Below are 16,022 nucleotides of genomic sequence, written 5' to 3'. Positions count from 1 at the left end.
CGCGCACCCTTGTCGGCCCGCCCGGCGCACTCGTAGCGTCGAAGCCGATGAAGATCACCGCGATCACCCTCGACCGCCTGCGCCTGCCGCTCGACCCCCCGCTGCACGCGGCGTGGGACCCCGAGCCCCGGCGGCACTTCGACGCCACGATCGTGCGCGTCCGCACCGACGAAGGCATCACCGGCATCGGCTCCGGCGACACGATGGCGGGCTTCGAAGCCGTCGAGCACCTGTTCGTCGGCACCGATCCGCTCGACATCGTCCGCCACGTCAAGGCCATCGAGACGGCCAACTTCCACGGCGGCCGCTACTGGCCGCTCGAAGCCGCGCTGTGGGACGTCATCGGCCAGGTCGCGGGCCTGCCCGTCGCCACGCTCTTCGGGAACTCCGCCCGGTCGCTGCCCGTCTACGCTTCCTCGGCGGAGCTCAAACCGCCGGCCGAACGTGTCGAGTCAGCGCAACAGGCCAGGGAAGCAGGGTTCCGCGCGCTCAAGATCCGCATCGACCGCGACCGCGCCGACGAGGGCGTGGAGACCGTCGCCGCCGTGCGTGATGCTCTCGGTTCGAATTTTCACATCATGGTGGATCTCAACCAGTCCTGGCGCATGGCCGGCGACACCGCGCCCGCCACCGATCTCGCCGCGACCCGCCGGCTCGTGCGCCGCCTGGCCGAGCTCGACGTGTTCTGGGTCGAGGAACCCTTGCCCTACGCCGATGTTCAAGGTTTTCGCACGCTGCGTTCGGAAAACCCCGGACTTCGCATCGCCGCGGGAGAAATGCACCACTCCGTGCCCGACCTGCTGCGCTATCTCGAACAGGACGTGCTCGATGTCTACCAAATGGACGCCGTGCTCGCGGTGGGAATGCACCGCGCCCGCACCCTCGCCGAGGTGGCACAGCTGAAGCACCGCGCGTTCACCCCGCACAGCTGGACCAACGGCATCGGCCTGCTCGCGAACCTCGCGCTGGCCGCGGGTGTCGGCGCCGGCCCGTACCTGGAGTTCCCGTACGACCCGCCGGGCTGGACCCCGCAGCGTCGCGACTTCATGCTGGCCGAACCCCTGACGATCACCCCGGGCGGCGAGCTCACCGTGCCGCCGCGGCCCGGGCTCGGCGTCGAACTCGACGAGGAGGCGGTGGACCTATGGCGGATCTGACCTACGAAGACTGGCTCGCCGCAGCGCGCAACCTGACCCCTGAGACCCGGCCCTTCATCGCCGGCGGGTTCGTGGACCCGTTGTCCGGAAACACTTTCCCGTCCACCTCGCCCCGCGACGGCCGCGTGCTGGCCCACGTGGCCGACTGCGGTGCTGACGACGTCAACCGCGCCGTGCGCGCCGCCCGCGAGGCCTTCGAAGACGGCCGCTGGCGCGAACTCCCGCCGCGCGACCGCAAGCGGATCCTTCTGCGCTGGGCCGAGCTCGTCCAGGACCACGCCGGCGAGCTCGCTCTCCTCGACACCCTCGAAATGGGCAAACCGATCGCCGAGGCCCTGCGCGTCGACGTCGCCAAGACGGCGGAAACCCTGGCCTGGTACGCGGAAACCGTCGACAAGACCTACGACGAGGTCGCGCCCACTCCCGGCAACGCCCTCGCCCTGATCACCCGCGAGCCGCTCGGTGTCGTGGGCGCGGTGGTGCCGTGGAACTACGCGCTGCTCATCGCGTCGTGGAAGCTCGGCCCGGCACTGGCGACCGGAAACTCCGTGGTACTCAAGCCTGCGGAGCAGACGTCGCTGGCCACGCTCGTGCTCGCGCGGCTCGCCAGCGAGGCCGGCCTGCCCGACGGGGTGCTCAACGTCGTGCCCGGCCGCGGCGAGGTCACCGGCCAGGCGCTCGGCCGGCACCCGGACGTCGACAAGATCGCGTTCACCGGCTCGCCCGAGGTGGCGCGGCTGTTCCAGGTCTACGCGGGGGAGTCCAACGGCAAGCAGGTCGCCGTGGAGGCCGGCGGCAAGTCGCCGCAGCTGATCCTGCGTGACGCGGACCTGCCGGCCGCCGCTTCGGCCGTCACGTGGGGCATCTTCTACAACGCCGGGCAGACCTGCAACGCCGGCTCGCGCGTGATCGTGCCGGCGGAGCTGAAGGACCGGCTGCTGGCCGAGGTCGCGAAGATCACCCGCGAGACGTTCCGCGTCGGTGACCCGCTGGACCCCGCGACGGTGCTCGGCCCGCTCGTGGACGAGGTGCAGCTCGACCGCGTCGTCGGCTACCTCGACACGGGCCGCGAGCAGGGCGCTTCCTTCGTGCTGGGCGGAAATCGCGTGCTCGCCGAGACCGGCGGCAGCTACCTCGAGCCGACGGTGCTCGACGGCGTCCGCCCCGACGCGGTCGTCGCGCGCGAGGAGATTTTCGGGCCGGTGCTGGCGGTGCTCACGTACGACGGTGATGTCGACGAAGGAGTCCGGCTCGCCAACGACACCGACTACGGCCTCGTCGCCTCCGTCTGGACGCGCGACGTCACCACGGCCCACCGCGTCGCCAAGCGGCTTCGCGCGGGCACCGTGTGGGTGAACACGTTCGACGCGAGCGACGTCATCACCCCGTTCGGCGGGTTCAAGGCGACCGGTGCGGGGCGCGACAAATCGCTGCACGCGCTCGACGCGTACACGGCGCTGAAGACCACTTGGCTCGATCTCGCCTGAGTTGTCGACTTGTCCACCTCGAACGGGAAGGGGGCACGGTGGTGCGGACCGAGTTCGGGCCCGGCTTCGTCGAACGGCTGCCGGAGTTCGCCGCCGAGCTGGGCGGATCGCGGGTCTTCGTGGTGACCGACCGCGGCCTGCGCGCGACGGGCATCGTCGGGCGCGTGGAGAAGATCTTCTCCGCCGCCGGCGTGGAATGCGTGGTGCACGAGGACATCGGCCCCAACCCCGCGACGACGGAGCTCGACCGCGGCGCCGCCCGCCTGCGCGAGCACGGCGTGCCCGTCGTGATCGCCCTCGGCGGCGGGTCCGCGCTGGACGCGGCCAAGGGCATCTCACTGCTGGCCGGCAACCCCGGCTCGCTCGCCGCCGACGCCGACACGCTGTGGTCCGCTTCGGACGGTCTGCCGATCATCGCCGTGCCCACGACGTCCGGGACCGGCGCGGAGACCAACGGCTTCGGCGTGGTGGAAGACGTGTGCGCCCGCCGCAAGGTCTACATCGGACACGATTCGGTCCGCCCGCGCATCGCCGTGCTCGACCCGGAGCTCACACTCGGCCTCCCCGCCCCGATCACGGCCGCCACCGGCTTCGACGCCCTCGTCCACGGCGTCGAATCCCTCGCCTCCCTCGGCGCCGACGCCACGTCACGCGCCGACGCCGCCCGCGCCCTCACCCTCGTCGGCACCTGGCTCCCCACCGCCTACCGCGACGGCGCCAACCTGGAGGCCCGCTCCCACCTCATGCTCGGCGCTCACCTCGCGGGCCACGCCCTGACCCGCTCGGGCCTCGGCCTGGTCCACGGCCTCGGCCACGCCATCACCGCCCGCACCGGCACCCCGCACGGCGTCGCGCTGGCCGCGGTCCTCGAGGAGGTCATGACCTACACCGCCCCGTTCGCGGCCACCGCCTACGCCCAGGTCGCCGCCTCCCTCGGCGCCCCCACCGCCCTCGACGCCGTCCACGCGATCTCCACGGCCGTCCACCTCAAACGCCCCCTCCGCGACCTCGGCCTCACCCGCGCCGACCTGCCCACGCTGGCCGCAACCGCCCTGGCCGACGCGGTGACGAAAAACGCTCCCCGCCCACCACACCAAGCCGAGGTCGAGGAGCTACTCGCCTCCGTCTACTGAGCACAACCCGGCCGGACCTCGAACGGCCGCACCGATCCGCCTTGGTGGTGCGCACGGCTTGCGGCACCACTGAGGGGCGAAGGCCCGCGCCCGGTCGAGGCCGCACCCGCAAGGCACCGCGTCTCGGCGAGCCTGAAGTGCCGTCCTCGCGTCCGGCTGCCGCACCTCTGTCTACTGAGGACGTGCCGGTCGCGCATCCAACCGCCGCGCCGCCGAGAGGTGAAGGCCGGCGTCCGGTCGAGGCCGCACTCGCAGGTCGCCGCGTCTCGGCGAGCCTGAAGTGCCGTCCTCGCGTCCGGCTGCCGCACCTCCGTCTACTGAGGACAAAGAAAAACGCCGGACCCCACCCGGAGCCCGGCGTTTCCCACAAACCTCAGCGCTTCAACCCGTGCTCGATCGCCTCCACGATCCGCGGCCGCAGGTCCGCCACGCTGACGATCGCGTCGACCGAGCCGACCTCGACGGCGCGCTGGATGCTGTGCACGCGGTCGAACTCGGCGGCCACTTCGCCCAGCTTCTCGGCGCGCACGGACGACTGCACCTCCGCCAGGTCGGCCGCGCAGGCCGCGCGCTCGGCGCCGCTGAGTTCGCCCAGGCGGGCCTGTAGCGCGGAGACCCGCGGGTCGTTCGCCGTGCGGGTGTTGACCTCGCCCGAGAACACGACCGCGGCGGCCGGCGCGCCGCCCAGCACGGAGGCGAAGGAGCCCTCCAGGGCGAGCACCGTCATGTTCGGGTTGAGGGCCTTGGAGAACACCACGAACGCCCCGCCGTGGTAGCGGGAGATCACGGTGAACACGATCGGGCCGTCGAAGTTGACGATCGCGCGGCCGATCTCGGCGCCGTACTCCAGCTGCAGCTTGCGCATGGACTCGGGGGAGCCGTCGAAGCCCGACAGGTTCGCCAGCACCACCAGCGGACGGTTGCCGCTGGCCGAGTTGATCGCGCGGGCGGCCTTTTTGGACGAACGCGGGAACAGGGTGCCCGCGGTGTAGGTGTCCGGGCCGTCGGTGGGCGGGAAGCCGCGGCGCGGCACCGAGCGCGACTCGATGCCGAGCAGGCACACGGGGTGCCCGCCGATGTGGACGTCCTGCACGGCCGCGGTGTCCGCGTCGGCCATGCCGGCCCAGCGTTCCAGCACCGGGTGGTCCTGATCGGACAGTGCGCGCATCACCGTGCGGATGTCGAACGGCTTCTTCCGGTCCGGGTTGTGCTCGGCCGAGAAGATCTGGCCCACCGTGGTGAAGTCGCTGCCGACGATCGCGTGCGGGAAGTCCGACATGTCGCGGCTGACCGGGTCCGCCGTCACCGCGGTGCGCGGGCCGGGTTCGCCCGGCACGACGTATGTGTGGTCGTAGTGCGACATCAGCACGTCGCGCGCGCCCGCCAGGTTCGGCGCCCAGTACTGCGCCTGGCCGTTCGGGCCCATCACGCGGTCGTAGCCGCCGATGCCGAAGTTGTCCTCGGCCGACACGCCACCGGAGAAGTCGAGCGACTGCTTGCCCGTGAGCACCATCGCCGAATCCGGCGTCATGACCAGGATTCCCTTGGTGTGCATGAGCATCGTGGCTTCGGCGTTCCAGTACGGCTGGCCGCCGACGGTGATGCCGGAGACGACGATGTTGATCTCGCCGCCGTCCTGCGTGAACTCGACGATCCGCTTGAGCGCCGCCGCGATCCAGTCCATGTTCTCCACGCCGGAGTCCATGGAGATCTTGGCGCCGGACGACAGCGCGAACCACTCGACGGGCACCTGCATCCGCTCGGCCAGGTCGAGCGCGCCGATCACCCGCGCGCACTCCGGCTCCGCGAGCGCGCCGAGGGACTTCGTCGGGTCGCCCAGCAGCACCACCCGCGTGACACCCTCGGGCACCCGCTCGGTCGGCGTCGAGACGACCCCCGCGACGATCCCGGCCTTGTTGCGCCCCTTCGGCCGCTCGACCGGCACCAGGGCGCCGGAGTCGTCGAGGTCGTGCTCGGTGAACGTGCCCCCGCCGGCGAGCAGGTCGGTGAGCTCGTACGGGTACACGGTGTCGCGCCGCGCCGCGCGCAGCACCTTCTGGCGGTAGTCGTCCAGCGGCTGCACCGGCTCCTGCGACGGCTCGCCGACCGACAGGCGCACGCCCGAGCCGGCCTCGCTGCGGATCGTCACGGCCAGCTCGGTCAGCTCGCCCGTCTCCGGGTTGCGCCGCCGTGCCAGGAACTGGATCTCCTCCACACCCGCGCCCGCCGTCGACGGCAGCACGCGCTGGGCGAGCAGGTTCAGCTCGTCCATGGTCAGGTCGCTCGGCGGCCACACGTAGACGACGATCCGGTTGGTGTCGAAGCGTTTCCGGGCCGGGCGCTGCGCCTGCACGTTGCGGATCGCGTCGAGGCACGCGGCCAGCGTGTCCTCGGCCGCGGGCAGCGACACGAGCCGGCCGTCGGCCTCGCGCAGCGGCGTGAGGTCACGCACCTGCGCCAACGCGACCAGCCGCTCGTCGGCGGGGTTGGCCTGCGCGACGCACTTGAACAGGTACACCTCTTCGTCGGCCGAAGGCAGGCGCGTGAGGTCGAACTCCTGCAGCCGCTCCAGCTGCATGCGCTCGGCGACGCGCGGGTGCAGGCCGCGGATCAGCCGGTCCTCCGCGAACCCGTCGCCACCGCGGCGGAAGGTGAAGTGGTGATGCATCACGGCCCCGCCGCCCCCGGCGACGGTGGTGGTGACGCGAGTGATCGCCTCCGGCAGCGGCTGCGCGGCGAGGACCTCGCCGAGCCGCGCGGCCATCGTGTCGGAGTCGGGCTGGTCGGCCCATGTCACGTAGATGTCGGCCACGGCGTAGCTGCCGGCGTCGCTCGCCAGCTCACCCGCGGCGCGGACGGCGGCGGGCAGCCGCGCGAAGTCGACGGCCGTCGTGACCACCCGCGCGGGCTCGGCGTGCTCCGCGGTGACGAACACACACTCGGCGACCTCGCGCCGTTCGATTTCGGACAGGCTCTTGTTGCCGTAGTAACGCCGGGTGAGAACTTCCAGCAACGGCGCGGGATCCGTGCCGGGCCGGTCGATGCGCTGGCCGAGCAGCCGCACCAGCGGCTCGGAGCTCGACACCATGCCGGCGATGAGCTTCGCGCGGTCCGGCGCGTCCGGGTTGTGGTCGAGGTACTTCAGGCTCCGGCGGACCTCGGCGTAGACCTCCGCGCGGGCGCGGCGCAGCAGCGGCTGGGCGAACCAGCGGAACACCACACCGCGGGCGAAGTCGCTCACCGCCGGGTGGCGCACCTGCGTGGCGGCCACGAGGTGCTCCAGCGCCAGGCCGGCCTCCTCGCGCAGGTCGCCGGTCGGCGGTGCCTCCGTGAGCCACTGCCGCAGCAGCGCCGTGACGATCGCGACGTCCGACGAAGACCGTTGCTGGGCAAGGAAGATGCGGAAGACCGCCTCCTCCAGCTCCGGCGTGCGCTCCAGGTCGGCCACGCCGTAGTGGCCGAGCACGCGGCGCAGGCGGGCCTGGAACGTCTCGGGCAGCCCGGCGCGCTCCACGTCGAGGCTCTGCAGGTACGTGTGGAAGTACTCACGGGCGCTGTGCACCGGGCTCGCCGGGCTGACGTCTTCGCCGGCCGGCTTGTTGCGCGTGAGCTCCGACAGGTCGGCGAACACGCCCAGCAGCTCCACCTCGGCGGCCAGCGGCCGCGAAGCTCCCTGCTCGGCGCGCGCGGCGAGGTAGCCCGCGAGCGCGCGGCGCTGGTCGTGCGGGTCGACGTCGAACCCGAGCAGCAGGCCGCGCAGGTCCTGCAGCCCGCGGGCCGCGCGGTCGGCGGCGGAGGCGGCCGCGGGCTCGGCGGGCAGCTCGATCTCCACGGTCTCGCCGGCGTCGGCGGTTTCCGCCGCGTCCTCGTCGTCGGCCAGCGGCTCGAGGCGCATCAGCGCGGCGCCGGTCTCGACCTGGCTGCCGATCGACACGGGCAGCTCTCGCACCCGGGCGCGGAACGGCGCGCGCAGCACCGTCTCCATCTTCATGCTTTCCAGCACGAGGATCGGCGCGTTCGCGTCCACCTCGTCGCCGACCGACAGCGGCGTCGCGACCACCAGCGCGGGCGCGGGGGAGCGGACGACCCCTCCCTCGTCGCGGCTCACGCGGTGGGTGATGCCGTCGACCTCGACCAGGTGGATGGGGCCGTGGGTGGCGGCGACGAGGCGGAAGCGCGTGCCGTTCACGGTGATCTGGCCGCTGTGGGAGTCGAAGCGCTCGATCTCGACGTCGGCCGGGTACACGTCGCCGCCACCGCTGATGCCGACGCGGAAACGCTTCGGCCCGATGCGCGCGACGCTCACCCGGTACGCGACGCCGCGCAGCTTCAGGTCGAGCGGACGGCCGCTTTCGAACTGCACCTGCGGACGCCCGCCGTGCGCGGTCGACAGGAGCCGGACGCGGGCGATCTCTTCCTCGTCCTCGTAGGCCTCGATGGCCGCGGCGGCGAGCGCGATCGCGGAGTGCTTGCTGGTGACCAGGCGGCCTTCGGCGCGGACGCGGTCGATCCAGCCGGTGTCGGCGCTGGCGTCGATCACCTCGGGCTGGTCGAGCAGGTCGAGCACGAAGCTCTTGTTGGTGGCGCCGCCCTCGATGATCACGGTGGTCTCGGACATCGCGCGGCGCAGGCGGGCGAGCGCCTGGTCGCGGTCGCGGCCGTAGGCGATGATCTTGGCGATCATCGAATCGAAGTCGGCGGGGATCGTGTCGCCTTCGCTCACGCCGGTGTCGACGCGGATGCCCGGGCCGGCCGGCAGCAGCAGCCGCGCGATGTGGCCGGGCGACGGGGCGAAATCGCGGTCGGGGTCCTCGGCGTTGAGCCGCGCCTCCACGGCGTGGCCGAGCTCGGCGGGCTGCTCGCCCTCGAGCTTGCCGCCCGACGCGACGTGCAGCTGCAGCCGCACGAGGTCCGTGCCGGTGGTGATCTCCGTGATCGGGTGTTCCACCTGCAGGCGGGTGTTCACCTCGAGGAACGCGAACAGCTTCTCGCCCGGGTGGTAGAGGAACTCGACGGTGCACGCGCCGCGGTAGCCGACCTTGACCGCGAGCCGCTCGGCCGAGGACTTCAGCTCGGCCGTCTGCGCCGGCGAGAGGACCGGCGACGCCGACTCCTCGATGATCTTCTGGTTGCGCCGCTGCACCGAGCAGTCGCGCACGCCCAGCGCCCACGCGGTCTCGCCGTCGGAGATCACCTGGACCTCGACGTGGCGGGCGCCCGTGACCAGGCGCTCCAGGAACACGATGCCGCTGCCGAACGCGCGCAGTGCCTCCTGGCTGGTGCGCTCGTAGGCGTCGGTGAGCTCGTCGGCCGAGGACACCTTGCGGATGCCGCGCCCGCCGCCGCCCGCGGTGGCCTTGAGCATCAGCGGGTAGCCGATCTTGTCACCGGCCGCCAGCGCGTCTTCGAGCGTCGCGACCTCGCCGCGGCTCCACGGCGCCACCGGGACGCCGACCTCCTCGGCGATCAGCTTCGCGCCGATCTTGTCACCGAGCTGGCGCATGGCGTCGGCGCTCGGCCCGATGAAGGTGACCCCCACCTTCTCGCACAGCTCCGCGAACGCCGGGTCCTCGGCGACGAAGCCCCAGCCCACCCACGCGGCGTCGGCCTTCGTCTCGACCAGCGCCTTTTCCAGCTTGGCGAGATCGAGGTACGGGCGCGCCGAGGCCGGCCCCAGCGAGTAGGCCACGTCGGCCTCCCGCACGAACGTCGCGGACCGGTCCGCGTCCGTGTAAAGGGCGACCGTCTCGATCCGTGTACCGGTCTCCGCGGAAAGATCTCGGACAGCGTGGATCAACCGCATTGCGGCTTCCCCGCGGTTCACGATGGCGACACGACTGAACACCGGACTGAGCCTCCCAAGTACCCACGCGCAGCAGGCGACGTCCGTGTCCGGATCGTCGCCTGTCTTCGCTTACACCCTGCTCCCTTACCGGCGGGTACACCAATGTCGTGCATGGCGCATGCCGGAGCCGCTGCATTGTGGGAACCCGCCAAAAAGTTGCCCAGGCCACACCGCCGGGGACACGTTTCGCGCGAGGTCTGCCACAAACCACCCGGCAAACCTACGGTGTGCGCACTGGGGAAACGGCGAGAGTGCGGAGCGTGGCCGAGGTTGTCGCCGGGACGGTGCGTGATCGTCACCGGTTGTTCAACCCTGCCGGTTTGCTTTGACTTCGAATAGTTCGGCGCCGTATTATCTTGGCAGGCTTTCGAGGAGGTCGATCGGGATGAATGAGCCGGTACTGGTCCGGGGTGCTGCCGCCGAGGTGCTGGGCGCCGAGTCGAACCGCACGTGGCTGCTCGCGGACGCCACCGACACCGGCGGCGTGATGAACGTCGTGCGGACGACGCTGGGTCCGGGCGTGGACGGTCCGCCACCGCACTACCACCGGCTCGCGCCGGAGATGTTCTACCTGCTCGACGGCCGCCTCCGCGTGCTCGTCGGAGCCGACATCGTGGTCCTGACCACCGGCGACTACCTGCTGGTCCCTCCGGGCGTGGTGCACGCCTGGGGCACCCTGCCCGAGTCCGGCGCCGACGTGTTGATCGTCAAGGCCCCGGGCGAGAACCGCTTCGACTACTTCCGCCTGGGCGACCGCATCCGGCGGGGTGCGGCGGACCCCTCCGAGGTGCTCGCCACGCAGGAGCAGTTCGACAACCACTTCACGACGAGTCCGGTGTGGACGCGACTGCTGGCGGGGGAGCCGGAGCGTGCCGCGGTGGTGGATTTTCCGGGTGGGGCGGGGGATTGATCGGCGTCTGCTGTCGAACGGCGCAGCCGGCCGACGGGTCTGTGTCGACGTGGTCGCGGGCTGCGTTTTCCGACCCGCGGATGTCGCTCCGTCGCCGGTGCCTGACCGGCCAGGTCGTGGACTGAGCGGCGCAGCGGATTGCCCCACTCAGTCGAAGATTTCCGCACATCCGCGCTCCACCTGGTCCGGTTTCCCTCGTTTTCAACCGGTTGTCCAGTGACCCTTGACACACTCCGGCGGCCCCCTTACCTTCGCTGGTAATCGATTTCTCGAACGGTGGGATCGAGGGGGATGGGCGACGACGGCGTCGCGCTGGTCGAGCTGGCCGGCGTCAGCAAGGCCTACGGCGGAGTGCGTGCAGTTCGTTCGGTGGATTTCACCGTGTGGGCGGGGGAGGTGCACGCGCTCCTCGGGGAGAACGGGGCGGGCAAGTCCACCCTGATGAAGGTTCTCTCCGGAGAGGTGGCCGCCGAGGAGGGGGCGATCCGGATCGGCGGGGTGCCGGTCCGGTTCGCCCGCCCGGCCGACGCGCAGCGCGCCGGCGTCGCGATGATCCACCAGGAGCTCGACCTCGTGCCGGCGCTGTCCGTCGCGGAGAACGTGTTCCTCGGCCGCGAGCCGCACACCCGCTACGGCGTGCTCGACCGCAAGCGCATGGTGCGCCAGACGAAAGCCCTGCTCGAACAGTCCGGTGTGGACCTCGACGCCACCACGCCGGTCGAGCGGTTGCGCACGGGCGAACAACAATTGGTGACCATCGCGAAAGCGCTGTCGCTGAACGCACAGATCCTGATCATGGACGAACCCACCTCGGCGCTTTCCCCCCGCGAAGTCGAGCGATTGTTCGCAGTGATCGACCGGTTGCGCACAGCCGGTGTGGCCCTGGTGTACATCTCCCACCGCATGGAAGAAATCGGACGCGTCGCGGACCGGGCGACGGTGCTGCGCAATGGCGAAGTCGTCGCCGAGTTCGCCGCGCGCGAGCTGACGGCCTCGCAGGTCGCCGAAGCGATGGTGGGCCGGCCGGTGCAGCAGATGTTCACCACTGAAACCAAACCGTCCGAAGGTGAACACGTTCTGGTAATCGACGAACTCGTCGTCACCCCGAAGGCCGGCCGCCGCGAACCGGCCGGGGTCAGCCTGAGCGTCGGTGCCGGCGAGATCGTCGGGGTCGCCGGCCTGCTCGGCTCAGGACGCACCGAACTCCTCGAAACCCTCTACGGCGCGTCCCCCGGAACCATCACCGGCGGCGAAATCCGGCTCAACGGCAAGGAATACCGTCCGAGATCCCCACGAGACGCGCTCCGCAACGGCGTGGCTTTCGTCCCCGAGGACCGCCGGATCTCCGGCCTCTCGCTCGACCACTCGACCCTCGCCAACACCGTCCTCTCCATCGTCGACGCACTGGCCCGCTTCGGCATCGTCTCCGCCGGCCGGGAGCGCGAAACCGCGGAGGCCTCGGCCGAACAGCTCGGTGTCAAACTTCGCACACTGGCCGACCCGGTCGGCTCGCTGTCCGGCGGCAACCAGCAGAAGGTGGTTCTCGGACGCGCTCTGCTCACAAAACCACATCTGCTGTTGCTCGACGAACCCACCCGAGGCGTCGACGTCGGCGCGAAGGCCGAGATCTACCGGATCCTGGGAGAAGTCGCACAAACCGGGGTGGGAATCCTCCTCGCGTCGTCCGAACCCGCCGAGCTCGTGGGCGTCTGCGACCGCGTGGTGGTGCTGCGCGGCGGCAAGACCGTGCACGAGCTCGACACCGCCCTCGCCGGCGAAGGCGAGCTGCTCGCCGCCTCCATGGGAGACGTCCGGTGACCGGCCGCACGGTGCTCGCCACGCTGTTCCGGTTCCAGAGCGTCTTCGGGCTCGTCGTGGTGTTCGCCGCCGCGATCGTGTTCTCGCCCTCGAACGACGGCGAACTCGTGTTCCTCGGCGCGGACAACCTGCTCAACGTCGTCCGCGCCATCTCCGAGATCGGCATCCTCGCCGTCGGCATGACGCTGGTGATCCTCGTCGGCGGTATCGACCTGTCCGTGGGCTCGGTGCTGGGCCTCGCGTCCGTCGGCGTCGCCGAACTGCTCACCACGAACGACTGGGCCCTCGTCCCCGCCGTGCTCGCGATCCTCGCCCTCGGCCTGGGTTTCGGCCTGGTGCAAGGGGTCGCGAGCGCCCGGTTCCGCATCCAGTCGTTCATCGTCACCCTGGCCGGCATGCAGATCGCCCGAGGCCTCGCCCGCATGTGGTCCGGCGGCGAAGGCGTGTCCATCACCTACGGCGACGGCCCCGGCCAGGCCCCGGTGCCGTTCTCGCTGCTGGGGGAGCGGACGTTCAACGGCACCGTCCCGATCCCCGCCCTCATCTTCGTCGTGGTCGCCGCCCTCGCCATGGTGCTGCTGCGGTTCAGCGCGTTCTCCCGGCACATCTACGCGATCGGCGGCAACGAAAAGGCCGCGCGGCTCTCCGGCGTGCCCGTGGTGCGGGTCAAGGTGCTCGTGTTCGGCATCTGCGGGCTGCTCGCCGCGCTGGCCGGCATCGTCCACGCGGGACAGCTCAACTTCGGCGGCCCCAACGACGGCAGCGGCTACGAGCTCAACGCCATCGCCGCCGTCGTCATCGGCGGCACCAGCCTCTCGGGCGGGCGCGGGACCGTGCTCGGCACCGTGGCGGGCGCGCTGCTCGTCGGCGTGCTCGACAACATCCTCCAGCTCAACAACATCGACTCCAACGTGCAGCTGATCGTGGTCGGCGTGGTGATCGTGTTCGCCGCCGGGCTGCAACGGCTGCGTCCGGGCCGCGCGCAGGCCGGGCCGTAGCCACGTTGGCCAGGGAAGGGGAGCTCACATGTCCACCACCACTCGCCGCGGGCCGGCGCTCGCGGTCGCCGGGGTCGCGTTCGTGGCCGCGGCCTGCGGCACCACGCACGAGAACGCGCCGGGGGCGTCGTCCGGCGCCGGGCCCGCCACGCAGGCGTGCAAGGGGCCGGGCGGGAAGTTCACCATCGGCATGAGCCAGGCGAACCTCGGCGAGCCCTACCGCGTGCGGATGGACGACGACATCCGCAAGGCCGCGGCGTCGATCCCGCAGTTCACGGTCAACTTCGCCGACGCCGCGCAGGACAACTCGAAGCAGGTGGAGCAGGTCAGCACGTTCCTCACGCAGAAGATCGACCTGCTGATCATCAGTCCCAACGAGGCGACGCCGCTCACCAGTGTCGTCAAGAAGGTCTACGACCACGGCATTCCGGTGCTGGTGCTCGACCGCAAAGTGGACGGTGACGCGTACACGTCGTTCATCGGAGCAGACAATGTGGACATCGGGCGCCGGGCCGGCCAGTACTTCAAACAGCACCTGCTGCCGCAGGGCGGGAAGATCGTGGAGCTGAAAGGCCTCGCGGGTTCGACGCCGGCGAAGGAACGCGCCGACGGCTTCGCCGAGGGCATCGCGGGCGCGGGCATCACGATCGTCGGGACGGCCGACGCCGACTGGCTGCGCGACAAGGGCCAGCAGCAGGCCGACGCGCTGCTCAAGGCCCACCCCGACGCGCAGGCGATCTTCTCCGAGAACGACCCCATGGCCGAAGGTGCCCGGCTCGCGGCGCAGAACGCGGGCAAGGCGACGTTGCCGATCGTCGGCATCGACGGGCTGCCCGTGCCGGAGGGCGGCATCAAGGCGGTGGAGGCCGGGCGGCTGTCGGCCACGTTCATCTACCCGACCGGCGGGGCGGAAGCCGTGGCCGCGGCGAAGAAACTGCTCGTCGACTGCGGGCAGGTCCAGAAGACGCAGACCCTGCAGACGCGGCAGATCACGAAGGACAACGCCGCGCAGGTCTACGCAGAGCTCAACCACGGCTCATGACGCGCATCGGGATCATCGCGATCTCCGACGGTCGCGATCACGTGCACCGGCGCAACACCGGGTTCATCAGGTCCAAAGTGGACGCGTTCAGCGCCGCCCTCACGGCCGCCGGCCACGACGTGATCAGCGGCGGGCTCGTGGCCACCAACACCACGGCGACCGCGGCCGCCCGGTCCGTCGCCGCGGCTTCGGTGGACGTGACGGTGTTCTACTACGCCGTGTGGAGTTTTCCGCACTTCACGATGCTGGCAGCCGACGCGACAACGACGCCGTTGCTGCTCGTCGCGTCGGCCGATCCGGCGGAGCCGGGGCTCGTCGGGATGCTCGCCGCGGGCGGGGCGCTGGACCAGATCGGCCGGCGGCACACCCGGCTGTGGGGCGCGCCGGACGACCCGGCGCTGATCGACGACGTCGGCGTGCACGCGCGGGCGGCCGGTGCCGTGGCGTCGCTGCGCGGCTCGACGTTCGGGCGGTTCGGCGGGCGGCCGATGGGGATGAACACGGCCGTCGCCAACACCGACGAGTGGATGCGGCAGTTCGGGGTGGACGTCGAGGAGATCGACCAGTACGAGCTCGTGCTGCGCGCGGAGAAGGCCGACGCCGCCGAGGCCGCGCGCGGACGCGAGTGGCTGGAGCGGTTCGCGACCGTCCACTATGACGGTGAGAAGCTCACGCCGGCGTTGCTGGAGCGGCAGATCCGGACGTACCTGGCCGTGCGGGACCTCGCGGCCGAGCGGCACCTGGACTTCTCCGGCATCAAGGCCCAGCCCGAGCTGACGGAGAACTTCGCGACGATGGACGTGGCGGAGGCGCTGCTCAACGACCCGTACGACTGGAACGGGCCCAAGGCCGTCCACGTCACCGCCACGGAGTCCGATATGGACGGTGCGCTGACGATGCAGCTGATGCACCGCATCACGGGCACCCCGGTGCTGTTCGCGGACGTCCGGCACCACCATCCCGATCGTGACGTGTGGGATTTGTGCAATTCCGGACAACATGCCACGTGGTTCGCCGCCCGCAGCGACGATCCGGTGGAGAACCTCAGCCGCGTGCACCTGTATCCGTCGGTGTTCTTCTTCCCGGCCGGTGGAGCTTCCGTGGCGCACTTCGCGGCGCCGGGGCGGATGACCCTCGCGCGGCTGACCCGGTTCGACGGCGCCTATCGGCTGCAGCTGGTCCTGGGCGAGTTCGAGTGCTACGACGACGCCACCAACACGGCGCTGGCCGCTCGGTCCACACCGGAATGGCCGCACGCGTTCGCCCGGCTGGACGTCGAGGCGCCGGTGTTCCTGCGGGGGTTCGGCGCCAACCACATCCACGCCGTCCCGGGCGACCGGCGCCGGGAGCTGCGCGTGGCGGCGGAGCTGCTCGGGGTGCGCGTGGAGGAGTGGACGCGCTGACCGCTTCCGGCCGGCGGCCGCCACCGTCATGCGCCGGGAGCGACCATGCCCCGGTGAGACTTCTGCGTGTGGCGCCGGCCGTGGGATTCGCGTTGACGCCGGCGCCCGCTAGGCCCAGCCTCCGCGAGTGCCGGGGAGCCCGCGGCCGGCCGGTGCGCGCGGCGGCGGCCGCGACCGTTGCCGCGAGGTCGTCGTACTCGAGTTCCGGCCGGTCTGTGCCCCGTGGCAC

9 protein-coding genes are annotated in these 16,022 nt (G+C 71.2%); 8 read left to right on the top strand and 1 reads right to left on the bottom strand.

Features of this window, described 5'->3' with window-relative positions; translation table 11 throughout:
* The first annotated feature begins 47 nt into the window (after window positions 1-47).
* From AB0878_RS39765 to AB0878_RS39755, 3 genes are read left to right on the top strand one after another with little or no spacing between them, the layout of a single operon-like run.
* Window positions 48-1,157: a mandelate racemase/muconate lactonizing enzyme family protein gene (locus AB0878_RS39765; protein ID WP_366586408.1), complete on the top strand. Its 1,110-nt coding sequence runs from the start codon at window positions 48-50 to the stop codon at window positions 1,155-1,157.
* The gene (locus AB0878_RS39760; RefSeq protein ID WP_366586406.1) at window positions 1,145-2,644 is read left to right on the top strand and encodes an aldehyde dehydrogenase; all 1,500 of its coding nucleotides are present in this window, start codon (window positions 1,145-1,147) and stop codon (window positions 2,642-2,644) included. The genes AB0878_RS39765 and AB0878_RS39760 overlap by 13 nt, the downstream gene beginning before the upstream one ends.
* Window positions 2,645-2,682: 38 nt before the next feature.
* Window positions 2,683-3,777: an iron-containing alcohol dehydrogenase gene (locus AB0878_RS39755; protein ID WP_366586403.1), complete on the top strand. Its 1,095-nt coding sequence runs from the start codon at window positions 2,683-2,685 to the stop codon at window positions 3,775-3,777.
* 373 nt (window positions 3,778-4,150) lie between these two features.
* Here the strand turns inward: AB0878_RS39755 and AB0878_RS39750 are convergent, their stop codons facing one another.
* The gene (locus tag AB0878_RS39750) at window positions 4,151-9,622 is read right to left on the bottom strand and encodes a biotin carboxylase N-terminal domain-containing protein (protein WP_366586401.1); all 5,472 of its coding nucleotides are present in this window, start codon (window positions 9,620-9,622) and stop codon (window positions 4,151-4,153) included.
* 385 nt (window positions 9,623-10,007) lie between these two features.
* Here AB0878_RS39750 and AB0878_RS39745 point away from each other — a divergent pair, with 385 nt between their 5' ends.
* From AB0878_RS39745 to AB0878_RS39725, 5 genes are all read left to right on the top strand, one after another.
* The gene (locus AB0878_RS39745; protein WP_366586398.1) at window positions 10,008-10,532 is read left to right on the top strand and encodes a cupin domain-containing protein; all 525 of its coding nucleotides are present in this window, start codon (window positions 10,008-10,010) and stop codon (window positions 10,530-10,532) included.
* Between the two features lie 291 nt (window positions 10,533-10,823).
* A complete protein-coding gene (locus tag AB0878_RS39740; protein WP_366586395.1) occupies window positions 10,824-12,350 on the top strand; it encodes a sugar ABC transporter ATP-binding protein in 1,527 nt (508 codons plus the stop codon).
* Window positions 12,347-13,348 carry an ABC transporter permease gene (locus AB0878_RS39735; protein ID WP_366586393.1) on the top strand — a complete coding sequence of 334 codons (1,002 nt, stop codon included), beginning with the start codon at window positions 12,347-12,349 and terminating at the stop codon, window positions 13,346-13,348. Before AB0878_RS39740 ends, AB0878_RS39735 begins: the two co-directional genes overlap by 4 nt.
* A gap of 28 nt (window positions 13,349-13,376) precedes the next feature.
* Window positions 13,377-14,390: a substrate-binding domain-containing protein gene (locus AB0878_RS39730; RefSeq protein WP_366586391.1), complete on the top strand. Its 1,014-nt coding sequence runs from the start codon at window positions 13,377-13,379 to the stop codon at window positions 14,388-14,390.
* Entirely contained in the window at window positions 14,387-15,793 is a 1,407-nt protein-coding gene (locus tag AB0878_RS39725; protein ID WP_366586389.1) for an L-fucose/L-arabinose isomerase family protein, read from the top strand. Before AB0878_RS39730 ends, AB0878_RS39725 begins: the two co-directional genes overlap by 4 nt.
* The last annotated feature ends 229 nt before the right edge of the window (window positions 15,794-16,022 follow it).

The organism is Amycolatopsis sp. NPDC047767 (assembly GCF_040704195.1).
Lineage (GTDB): Bacteria > Actinomycetota > Actinomycetes > Mycobacteriales > Pseudonocardiaceae > Amycolatopsis.
This window is presented reverse-complemented; position numbering and strand designations above follow the sequence as displayed.

Bases quoted from the DNA above. Each gene is read 5' to 3' on its own strand.
- AB0878_RS39765 (WP_366586408.1), top strand. From the start codon at position 48: ATGAAGATCACCGCGATCACCCTCGACCGCCTGCGCCTGCCGCTCGAC.
- AB0878_RS39760 (WP_366586406.1), top strand. From the start codon at position 1,145: ATGGCGGATCTGACCTACGAAGACTGGCTCGCCGCAGCGCGCAACCTG.
- AB0878_RS39745 (WP_366586398.1), top strand. From the start codon at position 10,008: ATGAATGAGCCGGTACTGGTCCGGGGTGCTGCCGCCGAGGTGCTGGGC.
- AB0878_RS39740 (WP_366586395.1), top strand. From the start codon at position 10,824: ATGGGCGACGACGGCGTCGCGCTGGTCGAGCTGGCCGGCGTCAGCAAG.
- AB0878_RS39730 (WP_366586391.1), top strand. From the start codon at position 13,377: ATGTCCACCACCACTCGCCGCGGGCCGGCGCTCGCGGTCGCCGGGGTC.
- AB0878_RS39725 (WP_366586389.1), top strand. From the start codon at position 14,387: ATGACGCGCATCGGGATCATCGCGATCTCCGACGGTCGCGATCACGTG.